At 66.5% G+C, this 17232-nt stretch carries 24 protein-coding genes; all 24 read right to left on the reverse strand.

Features of this window, described 5'->3' with window-relative positions:
• Positions 1-2964, reverse strand: coding sequence for a phage tail tape measure protein (locus KY49_RS02380; RefSeq protein WP_042583213.1), 2964 nt, complete (start codon positions 2962-2964; stop codon positions 1-3).
• Positions 2961-3080, reverse strand: a complete 120-nt coding sequence (locus KY49_RS34995) for a GpE family phage tail protein (RefSeq protein WP_042583214.1) — start codon at positions 3078-3080, stop codon at positions 2961-2963. The genes KY49_RS02380 and KY49_RS34995 overlap by 4 nt, the downstream gene beginning before the upstream one ends.
• Complete coding sequence (locus tag KY49_RS02390; RefSeq protein WP_042583215.1) at positions 3080-3391, reverse strand: phage tail assembly protein; 312 nt, start codon at positions 3389-3391, stop codon at positions 3080-3082. Before KY49_RS02390 ends, KY49_RS34995 begins: the two co-directional genes overlap by 1 nt.
• Before the next feature lie 33 nt (positions 3392-3424).
• Positions 3425-3934 carry a phage major tail tube protein gene (locus KY49_RS02395; RefSeq protein ID WP_042583216.1) on the reverse strand — a complete coding sequence of 170 codons (510 nt, stop codon included), beginning with the start codon at positions 3932-3934 and terminating at the stop codon, positions 3425-3427.
• A gap of 29 nt (positions 3935-3963) precedes the next feature.
• Positions 3964-5136, reverse strand: coding sequence for a phage tail sheath protein (locus KY49_RS02400; RefSeq protein ID WP_042583217.1), 1173 nt, complete (start codon positions 5134-5136; stop codon positions 3964-3966).
• Between the two features lie 110 nt (positions 5137-5246).
• On the reverse strand, positions 5247-5996 hold the full coding sequence (locus KY49_RS02405) for a DNA-methyltransferase (RefSeq protein WP_042583218.1): 750 nt from the start codon (positions 5994-5996) through the stop codon (positions 5247-5249).
• A complete protein-coding gene (locus KY49_RS39105) occupies positions 5974-6324 on the reverse strand; it encodes a Com family DNA-binding transcriptional regulator (protein ID WP_331456528.1) in 351 nt (116 codons plus the stop codon). The genes KY49_RS02405 and KY49_RS39105 overlap by 23 nt, the downstream gene beginning before the upstream one ends.
• Positions 6243-6866 (reverse strand): tail fiber assembly protein, encoded by a 624-nt coding sequence (locus KY49_RS02410; protein ID WP_042583219.1) that lies wholly within the window; start codon positions 6864-6866, stop codon positions 6243-6245. The genes KY49_RS39105 and KY49_RS02410 overlap by 82 nt, the downstream gene beginning before the upstream one ends.
• A 16-nt stretch (positions 6867-6882) precedes the next feature.
• Positions 6883-8382 carry a phage tail protein gene (locus tag KY49_RS02415; RefSeq protein ID WP_042583220.1) on the reverse strand — a complete coding sequence of 500 codons (1500 nt, stop codon included), beginning with the start codon at positions 8380-8382 and terminating at the stop codon, positions 6883-6885.
• A 5-nt stretch (positions 8383-8387) separates the two neighbouring features.
• Positions 8388-8939, reverse strand: coding sequence for a phage tail protein I (locus tag KY49_RS02420; protein ID WP_042583221.1), 552 nt, complete (start codon positions 8937-8939; stop codon positions 8388-8390).
• Entirely contained in the window at positions 8932-9837 is a 906-nt protein-coding gene (locus KY49_RS02425) for a baseplate J/gp47 family protein (protein ID WP_042583222.1), read from the reverse strand. The genes KY49_RS02420 and KY49_RS02425 overlap by 8 nt, the downstream gene beginning before the upstream one ends.
• Positions 9834-10199 (reverse strand): GPW/gp25 family protein, encoded by a 366-nt coding sequence (locus KY49_RS02430; RefSeq protein WP_042583223.1) that lies wholly within the window; start codon positions 10197-10199, stop codon positions 9834-9836. Before KY49_RS02430 ends, KY49_RS02425 begins: the two co-directional genes overlap by 4 nt.
• Positions 10196-10828: a phage baseplate assembly protein V gene (locus KY49_RS02435; RefSeq protein WP_042583224.1), complete on the reverse strand. Its 633-nt coding sequence runs from the start codon at positions 10826-10828 to the stop codon at positions 10196-10198. The genes KY49_RS02430 and KY49_RS02435 overlap by 4 nt, the downstream gene beginning before the upstream one ends.
• Positions 10829-10927: 99 nt before the next feature.
• Positions 10928-11377: a phage virion morphogenesis protein gene (locus KY49_RS02440; RefSeq protein ID WP_042583225.1), complete on the reverse strand. Its 450-nt coding sequence runs from the start codon at positions 11375-11377 to the stop codon at positions 10928-10930.
• Complete coding sequence (locus KY49_RS02445; protein ID WP_042583226.1) at positions 11377-11787, reverse strand: phage tail protein; 411 nt, start codon at positions 11785-11787, stop codon at positions 11377-11379. Before KY49_RS02445 ends, KY49_RS02440 begins: the two co-directional genes overlap by 1 nt.
• Positions 11784-12275, reverse strand: a complete 492-nt coding sequence (locus tag KY49_RS02450; RefSeq protein ID WP_042583227.1) for a hypothetical protein — start codon at positions 12273-12275, stop codon at positions 11784-11786. Before KY49_RS02450 ends, KY49_RS02445 begins: the two co-directional genes overlap by 4 nt.
• Positions 12272-13072 (reverse strand): N-acetylmuramidase domain-containing protein, encoded by an 801-nt coding sequence (locus KY49_RS02455; RefSeq protein ID WP_042583228.1) that lies wholly within the window; start codon positions 13070-13072, stop codon positions 12272-12274. Before KY49_RS02455 ends, KY49_RS02450 begins: the two co-directional genes overlap by 4 nt.
• On the reverse strand, positions 13065-13385 hold the full coding sequence (locus KY49_RS02460) for a phage holin family protein (RefSeq protein WP_042583229.1): 321 nt from the start codon (positions 13383-13385) through the stop codon (positions 13065-13067). The genes KY49_RS02455 and KY49_RS02460 overlap by 8 nt, the downstream gene beginning before the upstream one ends.
• Positions 13385-13759 carry a putative holin gene (locus KY49_RS02465; RefSeq protein ID WP_042583230.1) on the reverse strand — a complete coding sequence of 125 codons (375 nt, stop codon included), beginning with the start codon at positions 13757-13759 and terminating at the stop codon, positions 13385-13387. Before KY49_RS02465 ends, KY49_RS02460 begins: the two co-directional genes overlap by 1 nt.
• A gap of 2 nt (positions 13760-13761) precedes the next feature.
• Positions 13762-13974 carry a tail protein X gene (locus KY49_RS02470; RefSeq protein WP_042583231.1) on the reverse strand — a complete coding sequence of 71 codons (213 nt, stop codon included), beginning with the start codon at positions 13972-13974 and terminating at the stop codon, positions 13762-13764.
• On the reverse strand, positions 13974-14456 hold the full coding sequence (locus KY49_RS02475) for a head completion/stabilization protein (RefSeq protein WP_042583232.1): 483 nt from the start codon (positions 14454-14456) through the stop codon (positions 13974-13976). The genes KY49_RS02470 and KY49_RS02475 overlap by 1 nt, the downstream gene beginning before the upstream one ends.
• Before the next feature lie 104 nt (positions 14457-14560).
• The gene (locus KY49_RS02480) at positions 14561-15247 is read right to left on the reverse strand and encodes a phage terminase small subunit (RefSeq protein ID WP_042583233.1); all 687 of its coding nucleotides are present in this window, start codon (positions 15245-15247) and stop codon (positions 14561-14563) included.
• Positions 15244-16263 carry a phage major capsid protein, P2 family gene (locus tag KY49_RS02485; RefSeq protein ID WP_042583234.1) on the reverse strand — a complete coding sequence of 340 codons (1020 nt, stop codon included), beginning with the start codon at positions 16261-16263 and terminating at the stop codon, positions 15244-15246. Before KY49_RS02485 ends, KY49_RS02480 begins: the two co-directional genes overlap by 4 nt.
• Positions 16264-16299: 36 nt before the next feature.
• The gene (locus KY49_RS02490) at positions 16300-17118 is read right to left on the reverse strand and encodes a GPO family capsid scaffolding protein (protein WP_042583235.1); all 819 of its coding nucleotides are present in this window, start codon (positions 17116-17118) and stop codon (positions 16300-16302) included.
• Positions 17119-17232: the final 114 nt, after the last annotated feature.

Below are 17232 nucleotides of genomic sequence, written 5' to 3' on the forward strand. Positions count from 1 at the left end.
TCAATCCCGATCGCGCAGGCGCGAGCGCTCGCGCGCGGCCTGCGCAGCCTGTTCCTGCCGCATTACCTGCAGCACCTTCTGCGCGAGCGCCTGCTCATCCATGCCCGGCGCCGCGTACACGTTGATCGTGATCGGCCCCGGCGCGCTCGGCGCGCGAGTGACGGCTGCAGCTGTGAGCGGCGGCCGGCTGTCGACGGTCGGCGGTGCGCCGCCAGCGATCGCCGCGCCCGTGAAGCCGATGCCGGCGCCGGCGGCGACGATCCGCTTGCCGACCTCAATCACCATCGACAGCGGCCCGTCCTGCCCCTCGCGCAGACCCTGCTCGAGGCCGGCCATCGTGAAGCCGCCGAGCGCGGCGAACACGCGGCTCGGCGAATGGATGCCGAGCTTTTCCTTGAACCAGCCGATCACGCTATCGCCTGCTGACTGGATAGCGGCTTTCACATCACCCAGGCTGTTCGAGATTCCGTTCGCGAGCCCTTGCAAGATTTGCTGACCGAACGTCGTGAATCGTGTCGGGAGGTCGACCCCGAACCAGGACAGCACGGCGGCGAAAGCGCGATAGAACAGCCCGAGCGGCGACCAGTTCAGTATCAATGCGCCGATCGCGCCGATGCCGCCATTCATTGCCGCGCTTGCTTCCGCCATGACCTCATTGAACAGTGTCGGCAATGCGCCGATCCCGCGTGCGAGGAGCTCGAACGGCGCGAGCCCCAGGCGGAGGCCGAAGGCAAGCAACTGGCCGAATGACCGGCCGGCATCGCCGGCCGCGCGTAATTGCTCGGCACTCGTCGAAGCCGGCTCGAGGAGCTTGGCGAACCAACCGGCGACAGACGAAAGCATGCCGACGAACCAATCCCACAGCGGCTTTGCTGCGGCGAGCGCTTCACCAATCGGAGCAAATGCTCCTGCGAATGCTGCGCGCACGGGTGCCAGCCCTTCGCCGATCGCGGCGAACATGCCGCCGAAAAACGCTTTGATCGGCTCCCAGTACTTCACGATCAGGAGTGCCGCGATCGCAATGGCCGCCGCGACCAGTCCGATCGGCGACGCGAGGAATGCACGGCCGACGAGCAACAGAACGCGACCGAGGGTCTGCAACGACGCCGCAGCCAGGCGCACGCCATTCGACACCAGCCCGCCGCGCATGCCGAGCATCGTGAGGCCGAATCGGACGATCGCCATCGGCCCGAGCACGGCGGCCAGTGCGATCGTCAACGTGCCGAGGACGGCGAGCAGCACGCCCAGGCCAGCGGCACCGATCGCGACGGCGCGCGTGAAATTTGGGTATTCCTTCGCGAAGCCGAGCAGCCGCTCGAGCACACTCGTCGTCAGCTCGAGTGCGCGGTTGTACACGGGCAGCACCTGCTCGCCGATGACGGTGCGCAGATTGCGCACCTTCTCGAGGGCGATCAGCTCTTTACCTTCCGTCTGCTGCTGCGCCAGCTCGTGCAGCTTGTCGATGCCGTAGGCGCCACGATTCAGTTTCTCGTTCTTGTGAATCTGCTCGCGCTGCATGTACATCGTGGCGAACAGGTTGGCGCCGTTGCCGTTCGTCATGATCGTGGAGAATTCCTCCAGAATCTTGGCGTCCGACGTGATGCCCTTGGCCTTCAGCTTCGGCAGCAGCACCTTCTCCATCCATTCGAACGGCGACGCGTTGAAGAGATCGCCCTGGAGCAGCGCGCCCGGCTTGATGCGCTTAACGGTCCCGGTCGTCGTGTACTCGACGTCCTTTTTGTCGACGAGCCCCAGCTCGACCAGGCGCTTCGCCGCGCGCACGGTCGTCTTGCCCTGCATCAGGTTGCTGTACGCGGCCTGCACGCCGGTGCCGGCGGCATGCCCGCCCATTTCCTGAATCAGCGGTTCCATCTGGTAATAGAACGCGTCCTGGCGCATCTGCTTCGCGGCAACCTTGCCGGTCTGGATGAAGTTGCGCCACTCGTCGCCGCCGACGCGGGCGCCCGTCGCGGTCAGCACCTGCTGGACCATGTTCGCTTCGCCCTTGAACGCTGCCTCGCTTTTCGTGCCGCCGCGCAGCTCGATCACCTTCAGCATGTTCATGAACTTTTCTTCGTTCTCGTGCCCCTGGCCGGCGCCGAACATCGCCTCGTTCGCGAACTTCATCTTCGCGAGCGTCGGCATCACCATCTGCGCGTGATGTTCGTCCGCGAAGATCGACATCGCATCGCGCATCAGCGTCATGTTGTCGGCGATCGCGACGCCGGGCGATTTCATCGCGCGCACATAGCGCTCGGCGTCCTGCGTCGCGTGGTCGCCCTGGCCGAGCCCCTGGATGCGGCCGCGCTCATTCTGCACCTTCTTCGCTTCTGCCAGCGGCTCGCGCAGATCGTTGAGGATGTGCGAGCCGGTCGCACGCGCGGCGTACCCGCCGATCGCCAGCTCGGCCGCTGCGCCGCGTGCGGAGCCCATCTTCGCGCGCGCGTCCGCGACGCGCTTCTGACGGGCGTTCAACGCGTCGAGCCGGCGCGCCTGGGCGTCGATCGCGCCGGTCGTCGCGGCGATGTCGGTGCGCAGCGTGCGCTCGTGCTGGGAAAGATTGCGGGTATCGACGCCGGCGCGGCCGAGCCGGTTGCGCAGCTCGTCGACGCTGGCGGATTGTTTCTTGAACGCGGCCCCCAGCTTCGATGCGGCTTGCCGTGCCTTCGCCAGTTCGGCAATCATCTGCTGGGACGGCGGCCCGGCCGCGCGCAACGACTGCGCGAGTTCCTTGACCTTCTTCTGGGCGTCGGCGAGCTTCGTCGAAGTTTTGTCGAGCCCCGTGCGCATCTCGCGGAACTCGCCGATGCGCCGCTGCGTGTCGTTGAGTTCCTTGAGCCGCGCGCGGGTGTCACGCAGATCCTTCGCGAGCGTACGATTGCGGCCGGCGATCTCGCGAATCGGCCGGCTTGCGTGGTCGAGCGCCTTGAGAACAACCTCGAGGCGCAGGGAACGGTCGCTCATGCGTCGCCTTGTTCGTAGCGTTCACGTGCGCGCTCGCGCCATGCCATCAGATCGGGCAGCGGCATTGCGTCCATCACGTCGGGCGACCAGTGGAACACGAGCGCGATATCGGCCATTACGTCGGCGACGTCTCGAGGGAGACGTCCACCTTCGACGAGTTCGGCAGCAAAAAACCGGCGACCTCCGTGCCGAGCTGCAGCAGGTCGGCCGGGTCCATGCGCAGCACGTCCTGGTCGGTTAGCGTCGGATTGCTGATGCGCGGCAGCACCTTCGAGAGTGCGATTACGTCGAGCTGCAGCAGGTCGGTCAGCGCAACGCCGCGCAGCGCGCCGGATTGCGGCTTGGTCAGCGTGATGGAGCCGATTTCTTGCTCGCCGCGGCGGATCGGGGTGTCGAGCGTGATGACGGCGGTTTGCTTCGATTGCATGGTGTGTTTCCTGAATGGGTAGAGGGGAGCGGGTTACAGGCCGAGCGCGCGGCGCTGCTCGGCGAGCCGATCGACGCCGCCGACGATCTCGACGAAGTTGGGAATGTCGATCTCGATCAGCGTCTCGCCGTTGGACACGAGGCGGTAATACGACAGCGACATCGTGCCGGTCTGGTCGGCGTTGTCGCCGGCCTTGGCCTTGCCGGGGTCGATTTCCTTGTAGCGGCCGCGTACGTACACCTCGACCGCGTCGACGGCTTCGGTGTCGTCGCGCTGGTAGGAGCCTGCAAAGCGCACGGTGACGCCGTCGACCTTCGACGTGCCCCAGGTCTTGAACATCTCCTTCATGAAGCCGCCCATCGTGAGGCCGAGTTCGAGCTTCTCCATGCCGAGGTCAATGTCGACCTCGGCGTTCATGCCGCCGCCGCGATACGCCTCCATCTTGCGCGAGAGCTTCGGCAACTGGATTTCCGGCACCTCGCCGACGAACGAGACGCCGTCCTCGAACACGTTGAAATTCTTGAGTTTGGATGGCAGAGCCATTGCGTTTTCCTATGGTGAGTGGCAGGCCGTCAAACGGCGATGCTTTGCGCGAACTTGACCAGGTAGCGGTCCGTGATGCGCTGGCGGAACGTCAGGTCCTCGAGCGGCGGAACCGGGCAGAAGTCGTAGTCGATGAAGCCCTGGCCGGCCTTGAGCGATTCCTTCTCGTTTGCGGCCGGATCGAACCAGCACTCGCCGTCGATCAGGTAGCCGGCAGTCTTCCACGCGCGGAACTTCGCGTTCACGCCGTCGACGATATCGCGCATGAGCGTGCGGCTCATCGGCTGGTCGACCGCCCACATGTGCGCTTCGGCCATCGTGTCGGCGATCACCTGCGCGCTGCGCACGTAGTTCTCGAACGCCCACAGCTTGTCCTCGGAGCAGGTGCGCGATCCCCACAGACGGTAACCATTCGCGTTCACGAGGGTGGTGACTTCGTGGCTGTTCAGGTAGCCGGCATCGGTGTTCGGGTCCTGCAGGTCCCAGAACACGTCGCGGCTGATGCCGGTGACGCCGTTTACGGCGACGTTCGAGATCGTCTTGTGCCAGCCGGTCTCTTCGTCGATCTTCGCGCGCATGCCGAGCGCGCGCGCCGTCGCCCAGGTGATGTCCTCGGCGTTGGTCGTCGTGTTCCAGTTCACGAAGTCCGGCCAGATCGTCATCAGTTCACGCTGACCGAAATTCGCGCGGTAGGCAACGGCTTCTTCCTTGGTCTTCGCGCCAAATGCGCTGACGTAGCCGAAGCCGCGGAGCTTCTGCGCGACCGTTGCCAGCTCGGCTGCGACGGGGAGCGTGTCGAGGCCCGGACAGCCGAGCACGCGCGGCTTGACGCCGAGCCGGCTCTTCGCGGCGAGCAGCGCCTTCATGCCGGTGTACTGGCCGTCCGGCGTGGTGGTGCCGATCACGTTGCTGGTCGTTGCGTCCGCATCCTTGCCGGCCGGCACGCGTACGGCGACGATCAGCGGCGAGGTTTGCGCGGCGATCGCGTCGAGCGAACGCGCGAGCGTGCCCTTCGTGCCGGCGCGGCCGATCGCGGCCTGCACGTCCGTGATCAGGACAGGGCGGTTTTCGGGGAAGGTGGTTGCGTCGGCGTCGTCGCCGGTGCTGACCAGGCCGATCACGGCCGTGCTGACCGTGCGGATGGGGCGCGTACCGTCATTGATTTCAATGACGCGTACGCCGTGGTGGTAATCAGAAGGCATGCAATCTCCCGGAAGTGAGCCTCCCGAAAGATTGCCTTCCGCGCGCGCGGAGATCACGCGCGGAAGGTTGTACAGCGGCAGGGCACAACCGAAGTCGCTGCAGGATGTCGCTATGCCGCGACGGGCAGCGTATCCAGCTCGGCCAAGCGCGCTGTTGCGACCTGGTGATAGACCGGTTCGAGCTCGCAACCGATCCAGTTCAGGCCGGCGCCCTTGGCTGCGGCGAGGAACGTGCCGGACCCGGCGAACGGGTCCAGGACGACGCCGCCGGCCGGCGCGAGGCGCACGACGTCGCGCGCGAGCTGCGCCGGCTTCTCGGTCATGTGGCGCTTGGGGTGCGCCAGGCGCTCGGAGAACACGCCAGGCAGATACACGTCGGCGCGCCGCACCGCGCCCTTCGTCGCCCAGACCAGGAACTCGGTCTGCTGCGCGAAGCCGCCGGCGCGCGGCCGCGTGCGGCCGCTCGTCTTGTCCCATACCGCGACACCGCGCCAGGTGAAGCCGGCAGCCTGGATTGCATCGGTGAGGCTTGGCAACTGGCGCCAGTCGACGAAGCAGGCGAGGTGGGCTTCGTTTCGGCTGACGCGATAGACCTCGGCGAGCCACGTCATGCACCAGAATGTCCACGACCGTTGGTCCTTGCTGTCGTGCTGGAATTCAGGATAGACGGTTTTGACGTCGCCGCCGATGTACTTGCTCGATGGCACCTGGCTGCGCGATGCGCTGGTCGTGCCGCCGGATGAGTAGGGCGGATCGGTGAGCGTCAGGTCGACGCAGCCATCCGGGAGTGCGCGCAGGACGGACAATGCGTCGGCCAGGTGCACGCGGTTGATCAGGTCAGCAGAGATGGTGTGTTGCATGGGGCGATTCCCTTGTGTCGGAGGCTCGTTGGCCTGCGGGTAGGGGGCTCGCGGCCCTCAGAAAATTCATTGCCCGGCAGCGCGGGCATTTGATGGTGAGCCGGACGTATTCGCCGGCGCCGAGTTTGCGGTTACAACCTCCGCAACGAATTTCTTGCATGTGATGCTTCCTACGAGCCGCGCACGAGAGGGCTGGTGCGCGGCGGTGTTTCGTGATGCCGTTGATCGACCCGGCCGACGTGCGCGTTACGCGGGCGTCGTTGCGCTTTCCGGCGCAGGCCCGCCTGGCTCGGCTGGCGGCACGTATGGGGCCGGCTCGGCGGGCCATTCGACCGCGTCGGGAAACGTGTCCTTCTCGATCGCACTGACCAGCGCCATCTGATACGCCGACCACGCTTTGAAGTAGTAGATTTCCTCGTCGTTGAGCAGGCCGGCAGCGATCGCGTCGGCCTTGCCGGCGTTTTTTGTGCGCGCGAGCGCGAGCCGATGCTCAAATTCCGCCATAGCCGCCGCGCGCTTCTCGGCCGCAACGGCTGCCGGATCCAGCACCCATGCACCGTCGCCCCAGATGTGCTTGTCCGAGGGGCGCGGGATCTCGGTGAGGCCGCTTTCTTCCGGCGTGACGCCGGCGATCAGGATCTCGGCCGGCTCGCCGGTGTCGCGGCGATAAAGGATCCGGCCGCGCCAGTCGGGCCGCAGTGTCCATGCCCCATCGATGTAAAACGGCCACGTCAGCGACTCGCGCATGGGCAGCGCGTCGATCGTCGAAAAGGCGGGAATCAGCCAGCGGCCCGGATTGCGCGGATCTTCGTCAGCGAGCCGACTCGCGATGTATTGGCCGGTGAGGTTGTCGTATTGATGAATGAGCATGGTTGTTCCCTCGAAGTCAGTAAGCGCGGATCATTGCCAGAAACGCGAGGCTTCGCACGCGTACTTCATGGCCGCCGTCCGGGTTGATCGTGATCGCATGCGCGTGCGCGCCGGCCGCGCCAATGCCGACGTTGTGGCCGTGATTGCCGTTCGACTCGGTGCGTCCGCGCCAACCGCCGCCAGCGTCCGATGCCTCCGCGCCGTCCGAGCCGTTCGCCGTGCCGGAATTGAACGCGTGATTCCAGCGGTCGCCGTGGTCGTGCCAGCCCTGCACATCGGTCCATGCGCTGTGTACGTGATCGCCGACCGACGACGAACCCGCGCCGTGCGCATGCGAGCGGTTCTGACTGTCTTGCCATGAGCCGATGCCGCGTCCCGCATCGACGCCCCGGCCGTCGTCCCAGAAGCGCATGTATTCGCCGCGCACTTCCGGGATGCGAAAGGTCGTCGAGCCGTTGCCGCTCGAGAAGCAGCCGAAATTGCCGGCGCCCCATTGCGCCTCGGTGACGAGCGCGCCGCTGGCCTGCGCATACGCCCACAACAGCGGGTAGTCGGCGCGATTCAGGACCGCGCCGTTGAGCTTCAGGAAGCCGGCGCGGGCCGTTGTGCGCGCCTCCATCACAATCTGTCCGACCAGTGCCGTCGCAACGGTCGCGATTACCCATTCCGTCGTGGCGAGCTTCTTCGAGCTGTCGCCGATCGGCGGCGTCTGAGCCGTGACGGGGCCGGCGACCTGCAATAGGCCGATGCCGTCATCGGCGATCGTTCCGACCAGCACCTTGCCGCCCCACGGTGCCAGGCCGATGTTCTTCTTCGTCACGTTGCTGCTGTCCGTCGCTTCGATGGACAGCCCATCAAAGTTCGCGACGGAAAAGGACGACATACGCGTGTCGCTCTGGATCTTCGCCGAACCGACGACGGCCGGGCCATCCGTTGAAAGTTCAGTGGCTTTCACGGGGCCGGAGAAGGTCGCGCCGGTGAGCGGCGCATATCGGTTCGCGGCCGTTTTCGGCGTGAGTGCGCGAACGGCATCGGTGCCGGCGTCGACTTCGGCCTGCGTCGCCAGCTCGATGACGCCCTGCACCTCGGTCGTCGCCGGCGGATTGAGGAATGTCGTCGGCCCGAACTCGAGCTTCGACACGTCGATCGACGTGAACACCACGTCGCTGGCGAGCAGCATCATCGAAGCCGACGCCTTCTCGAGGATAGGCATGTCCTGCACGTACACGCCGAACAGCACGCCGTTGTCCAGGTACAGGCCGAACGCATACAGCGTGTACCGATCCGCCGAATCGTCCTCGATGACGACGTGAATCGTGTCGAGCGCCACGTTGGCGCCGCCGAACGTCGTGATGCGTTTGAGCTCGCTCGGCAGTGCCGCCATGTCCGGCTTGAACGCGAACGGCGCCGTTCCGAGACCGATTTGCGTGACGCGGCGCGTTGTGGTGCCGGTGTTGCCCGATGCGACGAGCGCGGCCCGCCCGGCGTCCGTCAATTGAATTCGATTTCCTGGCATGTCCGTTAGTCCGTGAGCGAGAGGCGACAGTAGATGGCCGCATGGACGGCGGCAGCGACACCGACTGCGCCGGTGGCGCCGAATCCCTGTGTGAAGGTGTAGTGAGCGGTTCCGCGCTTCGCGCGATCGACTTCGGCCATGATGTCCGCGACGTACTGCGCCGTGGCCGGTACGCCGTCGCGGTTGCCTACCGTCATCACGATCTCGAACGTGCCGGGCACGCCGCGTGGCGTCATCTCGAACCACTCGCGCATCATCACGTTCGCGCCGAACGATGCGCAGACGTCGCGTACGGCATCGGCCGTGCCCTTTTTGCGGGCGATGCGGATCGCGGATTTGACGCGGGCACGCTTGACCTGTTCGGGCCACTCGTCGCGCCACGTATCCACGCCCATGTGCCAGGCGAGCCACGGCAGGAAGCGCAGCGGAATCCGATCAGGGTCCATCAGCGTGTCGAGCTCGACCGGGATGCCGCGCACATCCGCGTTGACTTCGGCCAGGCGCCGCTCGAGCACCGTTGCATTCGGCGGCAACAGGGAGCGGACCGGCTTACTCATCGGCCACCCCGCCGTCGACCAGTTCGATACCGGTGCAGTACGGCGCCTCGTCGATCGCGATCGGCACGCCGTTGGCCGGCGTGTCGAGCAGCACCTTCTGAACGCCGGCCACGCGCATCGATGCGTATAGGCCGTCCAGCGTGATCTCAGAGCCGGGACGGTGCATCGCAGCGGCGAATTTCTGGGTGTTCTTCCGCGAGGCAGCAATCGCAACGGCGCGATCCGGGCCGTTGAAGAAGCGCAGCGTCGCGCGTATCGCGTACCGCACAATCTTCGCGCTCTGCACGATGACCTCGTCCGCCTGCGGGCGCTTCTTCTCCAGCGCCTTCCGGACGATGCCGAGCAGTTCCTCGCTGGCCGTACCGTCGCCTTCGCGCGAGAGGACCGTGACGATCATCACGCACGGCGACGGGCTGTATGCGGTCGCGGCTTTCACGCGACCGTCTGCGCCGCGCGCGTGGAACACGTACGCATCATCGGGGCCAGCCACCGAAAAGCCGCGCGGCGCGAGCTGGATGCGCTCGCGCAGGCTGTCGTCGTCCTCGTAGACCGGATCGATGCCGTTGTCCGGATCGCCCGGCGAGATCACCAGACGCTCGACATCGAACAGGGCGCCGATGTGCTCGAGCGTCGTGCCCTTCGCGTATGCGAGCAGCAAGCCGCGCGCCTTCTCGTTCATCAGCGCGAGCAGCAGCATTTTTTCGTATGCGCCTTCCTGCAGCACCTTCACCATTGGCTCGGATTCGAGCTCGAGCACAGCCGCGATGTCGGCCTGCTGCTCCGGAGGGTACAGGGAAATGAGGCGGGCCTTCTTCTCGGCGAGGATGGTCTCGTAGTCGAGTTCGTCGACGATGTCGGGCGCCGGGAGCTGCGACAGATCGATCGGTGTGGTTCTCATGCCGCACCCCGACCGTTTGTCGCCGGCAGGCTTATGGAGAAGGGCGCGCCGGCGCGCGGGCCGTCCATGCGCTCGCCTTGCAGCTCGAGCACGGCGCCGCCGTCGATGCCGGTGCTACCGAAATCGACCTGGTTGACCTGAATGCGCGGTTCCCACCGGGCCAGCGCCATGACGGACGCCGCCATCACGCGCATGCGCATCAGCGGATTGACCGGGCCGTCGATCAGCTCGGGCAGCAGCGACCCGTAGTCGCGACGCATCACGCGTGTGCCGAGCGGCGTGAACAGGATGTCCGCGACGGACTGCTCGATGTGGGCCTGGCCGCCGATCGCGCGGCCGGTGCGTGCGTTCATGCCGATCATCCGCGCCCCTTCGACGTGGGGCCGCCCATCGAGTCGATGTGCGTGTGACCGTCGACCGACACGCCGTTCGATCGCAGCGTGCCGCCCTCGTGCGTGATGTTGCCGCGCATGATCGTGCCGACGTCGCCCCCTTCGCCGGCGAGACCGGCCATGTACGACAGCAGCTTCATGATGGTTGCGCCGCCCTTGATCATGACGTCGCCGGTGAAGACGACCTTCGGCATGTCGATCGTGAGCGTGCCGCTGCCCTGGACCGTGGCCGTCTTGATACCGGTGACGGCGAGGTGGCCGGTCACGGTGTCGTACGAAACACGCGCTCCGTCCGGATAGACGCGCAGGTGTTCGTTCGGATTGGAGCTCGGCGCGTCGTGGCCGTCGCAGTAGACGCCGGGCAGGAAGAGGCCCGTCGTCGGCTCGCCGGACGGGCAGAGGAGCAGACCCGGCTCGCCGATCGACGGCGGGTCCCATGTGATGCTGTTGCCGGTGCGCTGCGCGAGCCAGCGAATCCAGTCAGTTTGCAGGCCGCCGGATTCCACGCGCACGCGGCGGGTGCCGTGGTCGACGTCGATCACGGTGCCCTCGCGCAGCAGGCTTTCGAGGCGGCGGTTCAGGTCAGCAAAATCATCCATGCGGCGAGGATGCCGCGCGCGCGGGAGCGGGTCACGCGAAAAGGGTTGTGCACGGCCGGTTAACAACCCGGACCTGATGGAAACCGGCCATGCGTCGCGTTACTGCGACAGGAAGTCGAGGACGACGTCCGCGATTCGATCGATATCGGGGTCGGCCAGGCCGAGCAGCTCGCGCGCTGGATACTGGACGACCGGGCCGTTGCGTTCGACGCGATCGCGCAGGCCCTCCTGGTGGACGCGCGCGATGCGCTCGACCTGGCGCGTGAAATGCAGCACCGACGCGTCAGCGCTCGAGGCGGTTTTGAGGAAGCGGGCAGTGCGCAGCTTCGCGAACATCGCGCGCCGGATGCGGCCCTTCTTGCGTCGGGCCTGCGGCTTGCGCGGCGCGTACCGGCTGCCGTCCGGATTGCGCGCCTCGGCGATGCGCCGCGACTGGCGCCGGCGCAGCTCGGTCGCCAGCGTCTTCGCCAGGCGCGCGCGCTGCGCGCTCGTGAGCTGGCCAAGGAGGCCTGCCGCCCAATCCTCGGCGCGGGACAGTCGGTCGGCCATCAAGTCCCCGCGATCGGCGGTTCGCCGAAGTGGCGAATATCGTAGCCGTCTACTTGCTCGGTTACGCCGACGCGCTCGGTCAGTTTCAGCAGGATTTCGACGTCGGACTTGCCGTTGTCGAGCAGCTCCGCCTGGAACTTGAACCCGTCGCGGCAGAGATCGCGGTTGAGCAGCAGCTCGGGCTGGTGGATCTTCAGCCAGGCGATGATCGGCACCATCAGGTGATCCGAATGACCGGCGTAATCCGTCACGACGATGTCGAGCGTGTACGCATATTCGAACGACAGCGAGTGCGCCGCGGTGACGGCGATCGACCCGTGTTCGATGAAGATGTGCAGCCGGTCAGGATCGCGTGCGAACTCCGGCAATGCCGCCGTGAGCGCCGCGCGCAGGCTGTCGGGCTTGTTCATGGTGCCTCCTGCGCGGTGTCGCGCACGCGCGCCTGCAGCGCGATCAACTGCTCGGCGTTTTCGTGACAGGTGGTGTAATTGCCCGCGACGGTGGCGGCGACGGCAGAGAGCGCAATGCCCGCGGGGGCCGCATCAGCGCTTCCGGGATCGCCCACTGGCACGTTGGCGACGGCGGCGTCGTGCACGCGCACAAACCCGACAGGAACAACGCAGGCACGATCAGCTTCGCGATCCACATAAACGGGAACCTCTTTGATGATGGTGTCGCCCTTCTCGCGGACGACCTGGACACGGTCGACGTACTGGGTGACGACCTTCACGTCGCGGCGCGCCGCGTCGCGCTCGGCCGTCCGGTCGCGCACGTCACGCGCGAGTGCGTTGGCACGCAGGCCGGCATCGACCAGGCGCGCATGCTGAACCGCGATGACGACGGCCGCGCCGGCGAGCGCGATCGCGCCGACGACGAGAATGCGAGCGCTGGCCGTCATGCAGCCGCCCGGCTGTAGCGATCGAACGCCCGTTCGAGCTTCACGTCGTACAGGTTCTCGGCGTATGCCTTGCCGTTGTACAGCTCGGCGAACTTCGCCCACTTCCGGCCGCGCAGCGCGGCGAGCAGCGTCTTGTCGGCGAGAATGAATCGGACGAACGCTTCGAGCTGCTCGGCCTCGCTGGCCTTCATCGCGTCGACGAACGCGAACACGTCGGCGTAGCCGAGCGCGTTCCAGTGGAAGCCCATGATCTGAAACGCGCCCCAGCTCGTCGCCTCGAGCGCGCACGCGGCCGAGATCTGCTGCGCGCTCGTCAGGCGCGCATATTCCGCCGCGTTGCCGGCGTAGCCGCCACGCTTCGGGTTCACCAGAGCGGGATACTTTGTCGCCAGCGCGTCCGCGTCCATGCCGGCGGCCGCGAGCTGGCGGTACATGATGTGCCGTTCGTAGCGGATCACGGGACGGCCGTCCGGCAGGAAGCCTGTGCCGTGTGATTCGACCTCGTTGACCGCGCGCACGGCCGCGAGATCGACCTGCAGCTGGTCGGCCGCACGTTGGAGGTCCGCGTCGGTGAGATCGCGCGGATCGCGCTGACCGGCCGCGAGCGTCGACCAGGTCTTCGGGCCGGCGATGCCATCGGCGACCAGGCCGTGCGACGCCTGGAACGCCAGCACGGCGGTGCGCGTCGCGCTGCCGTAGATCGCGTCAGTGTCGAGGCGCGCGCCGGCCGCGACGAGCTGGCGCTGCAGGTAGCCAACGTCCGCGCCACGGTCGCCCAGGCGAAGGGTCTTATACATGGCGCCCCCACAGCTTGAACTGCAGCACGCGCGCGATCAGGGAGTCGCGCGGGTTGCCCCGGTGGAACAGCTCGACGACGTTGCCGCGCACGCCGTACACGGCGAGGCACAGGACCCCAGCCAGCACCGTGTCGGCGAGGCTCGCCGGCGGCAGCGTGCCGAACGCAGCGCGGATCGGCGCAGCGCCGGCGGCGACGGCCAACGCATAGGCCAGGCACGACGCGAGCGGCCGGTGCGCGCCGGCGCCGCGGCGGAACGTCACGAGGCGCAGCGCGAGCGCCGCGCACAGCAGCACGTAGACGGTCGTGAGCATCACTTTTCCCTCCCCTTGAACACGTTCAGCAGCCGGTCGGGCGCGTCGGCCTGGGCGATCAGCCACAGCAGCAGCTTCACGACGAGCGCGGAGGCGATCAGCGCGCCGATGCCGGCATGGACCTCGACGCGCGCCGGCAGCACGGCATCGAGCGCGGCCGCGAACAGCTCGGCGGTCAGGCAGCCAGCGACGAACGAGATCACGAAGAACGCGACGCGCTTCGGGATCGACGGGTCAGCCGCGGTCATCACGAACAGCAGGGAGCCGGCAAAGGCGCCCATGACGACGTTGGCGTCGACGCCGGGAAACAGCGACAGCGTTGCGACGCCGAGCGCCGCGACCGTCGCGGACGACGTGGAAATAGGTTCAGCCATCTTCAGTCCCATAACTGGAGCCGCTCGGCGCCGGATTGCGCCGCTTGCGGTACTTCGTCGGGCAGCTCGACGAGCAGCCCGTGAGGCAGGACCGGGCCGTATTGCGCCAGGTCCCGGTTGAGGTCGAGCACGGCCTCGACGACGCCGCGCGTGCGGCCGAGCACGCGCCAGCACAGCGCGTCGAGGGTTTCGCCCTGCAGCGCGCGGACCTCCATCAGATCAGCTCCACCGTTACGCGCGGCCGGCCGACGATGTCGCTGATTGCCCAGCGTGCATCGCGGCGCAGCTCGTCGCCCTGCGGCTCGAGCTCGTCGGCCCGACGCGCACCGTCGCCCGTCGTGTCGTAATCGCGGTACCGCTCGATGAGCGTCGCCTTCGCCAAGCAGTACACGGCGCGCCGGTAGTGCTGCAGCCGCACGCTTTCGTCGTCGAGCTGGTCGGCCGGCACGTCGGCGAGCCGCACGATGCCGGCATCGCGCCACGCCGCGCGGGCGCTGCGCAGCTCGTCGTTCACGCTCGCGACCGCGGCGAGCAGCTCGTGCCGCAGGCGGGCATCGGTGACGGAACCGTCGAGGCGCATCGTGTCGCGTGCATGCTCGAGCGACACGTCCGGGTAGAACGGATCGTTCTTGATCGGCTTGGCTGGTTCAGCTTCCGCCGGCGCGCGCGGCAGCGGCGGGGTCGAGACAAAGGACATGATCAGGTTTGTGTCGGTGATTGGTAGAGGCGGTGGACGGGGCTTTCGCGCGGACAGTGCCGGCTACGGCCCCGTGCCGCCTGGTGCGCGGGGTACGCTCGGTGTCAGCCATCGGAGCCGGACTGGCCCCCGCTGGCGGAGTTCTTCAGCTCGCGCTCGAGCCGCTCGATGTCCTTCTTCACGCCCACGTTCGCGAAGAGTTGCAATGCGCGGCGCAGGTGGTCGAGTGCGGTCGCGGGATACACGGCGGTGAGGCCGTAGCCGATCGCCTTGTGCAGCTTCGCGCGCACCTCGTCGGGCATGTCGGCCGCGGCCGTGAGCTGCTCGATGTCCATCAGCGGCTCGACCTGGATCGACTCGCCGGCCCGGTTCGCGCGCAGCGCCGCGTCGGCGAATTCCTCGACAAGCAGGCAGGGCGTGCTGCGCTTGAACTGGTCGGGCAGCGTGAGGCCGTGCCGCAGTGCATACGCGCCGATCTCGAGCGCGCCCTGGTAGTTGCCGACGTCGACGCGCCAGACCATGATCGTCATCAGCACGTCGTCCTGGGCGCCGGCCGCGCCGTCGAGCACGCCCGCGACCCACGCGTCGTATGCGGGCAGAAACTGCCGCTTCAGATCGGCCTTGCGCTCGAGCGACTCGACGGCCTTCAGCGCACGGCGGTGTTCGTCGAGCTGCGCGAGCATCAGCGTATATGCCGAGTCGTCGCGCAGCCCGCCGACACTCGCCGGCGCGCCGCGCGCGGCCGTCGCCGCGACGGTGCGCTGGAAGTGTTGGCGGAACGGGTTCGTCATGCGCCACCCTGCGGAGCGGGCGGGGCAGCGTCGACGAGCTGGATGTTCTCGACCACGCAGCCGGCGCCGTACTGCTCGATCACGTACGCATCGTTCGAGCTTTCATAGTTCTCGATACGGTCGCGCTCGGGCACTTCCTTCAGCGAGCGCCGGCGCGCGCTCGTTTGCCAGTAAATCGACAGGTTGTCCAGGCGCGTGACCATCAGCGCATGAGCTGGGAAGTACGGGACGCTGACGGCCGGCAGGTTGCCGACGCGCTTCTGCGAGACGACGATGTCGGTTGCGAGCGTTTCGGTCGACGGCTGCGCCTGGTTGATGAGCGGGAAATACTTGTCCTGGAGCAGCTCGCGGCCGCAGATCACGACGAGATTCGGGTCTTCGGCGTACCACGGGTCGAGGAACTCGTTGCGCGCGAGCGAAACGACAGCGTCGAGATTCTTGAATTCCTCGCCCTTGCCGATCTTCACGCCCGAGAACACGCGTTGCTTTGCGTTATTGCGGTACTGCTGCAGCCAGCCGATGTTCACGTCCTGAAGCAGCGGGTTCGCGGCGAGATCGGTATCGTCCGCAACCTTTACGCCGTTCCATCCGATCATGATGCGATCGAGTGCCTGGCGCACGACGATGGAATCGCGCAGGCGCGCCTGGAAGTCCGGGAACTTCGCCCACGCGTCGAGCTGCTGGTAGCGAATATGGTGGTCGTAGTTCGTCTTCTCGCAGCGGTATTTCTGGCTATCGAGTGCCGACAGGTCGCGCGTCTCGCGCGCTCGCTTGGTCGTATCGGTGCGGCTCGCGATAGGGCCGGTTACGCCAAGGCCGATCTTCTCGCCTTCCATTTCCTCGACGCCGTGGATGTTGATCCGGCCGAGGAATGCGCTCGACTCCTGAATCTTGGTTTCGAGCGTTTGCTGCACGCTCGGCGCGACCGAAAACTTCTTCGTCGCATCGCTGACGCCGTTCAGTTCCTGGATGCGGCCCAGGTACCGGTTGTACTGCTCGCGGGTGGTGTTCCGCATGGGTTCTCCGTCTATGGGAAAAGGGATGAGGGCGGGTTAGCAGTCGGTCTGCGCCGCGTTGTCGCTGCCCGTCGACGTCGGCCGCTGTTGCGTGCTGCTGTCGGTGCGCGACAGTTTCTGGACCAGCTCGCTGTGTCGCTTGTCGCCGTCCTGCTGCGCGCGCTTCAGCTCGTCGAAATTCGCGTTGTACTTTTCGAGCTGCTCGAGCACCTGGCTCTGGCTTTCCGCGAGCGCGACGACCGATTGCGAGAGGTCGGAAAAGCGCTGGTCGTCGGTCGCTTCCTTGCGGTTCAGGAGGCCGAGCACCTTCGAGAACAGCGACTTGCCTGCATCGTTCGTGCGCACCGCGTCTTCGTCCAGCTCGATGTCAGCCTCGACCGAAGCGCTGAACAGGTTTTCCGGGCGCTGCTTGCGCTTATCGAGCGCCTTGCTCTTCGCGCTGAACTCGAGCATTTCGGTGCCGAGGCTCGCCGGGTTGTCGGTGACGGCGAGGCCAACCAGGTACGCCTCACCGGTACCGGCGAAGTCCGGGTCGACCTCCATCGACGTGTAGACCTTCTGGCGCTGCTCGGTGGTCATTGCGATCAGGTCTTTCGTCGGCGAGAGCTGCGCGAGTAGGCGCGTTTTGCCATCCTGCTCGTCGGTCTTCAGCGCGATCACGTCGCCATATGCGCGGAATGCGCTGTCCGGATACATGCCGCGAATGTGTTCCATGTTGATTCGGGCGCCGTACTTCTTCGGATCGTAGTTGCTCGCCATTTGCTCGAGCATCTTGCGGTCGATCTTTCGGCCGTCCGTGGTCGCGCCTTCCGTCGCGATGCAGAAAAATTTCGTCTTCTTTGCGTCCTGTGCCATGTGCGAATCCGCTGTGAGGGGCTGTGTTCAGGGATTCCAGTGTCGGCAGTTCGAACCCACGTCGCAACGCATGTTGGTTGTGGACGCAACCGATACAACCGTATGCAGTAGGGC

It is taken from the genome of Burkholderia sp. MSHR3999 (assembly GCF_000833595.1).
Taxonomy (GTDB): domain Bacteria; phylum Pseudomonadota; class Gammaproteobacteria; order Burkholderiales; family Burkholderiaceae; genus Burkholderia; species Burkholderia ubonensis.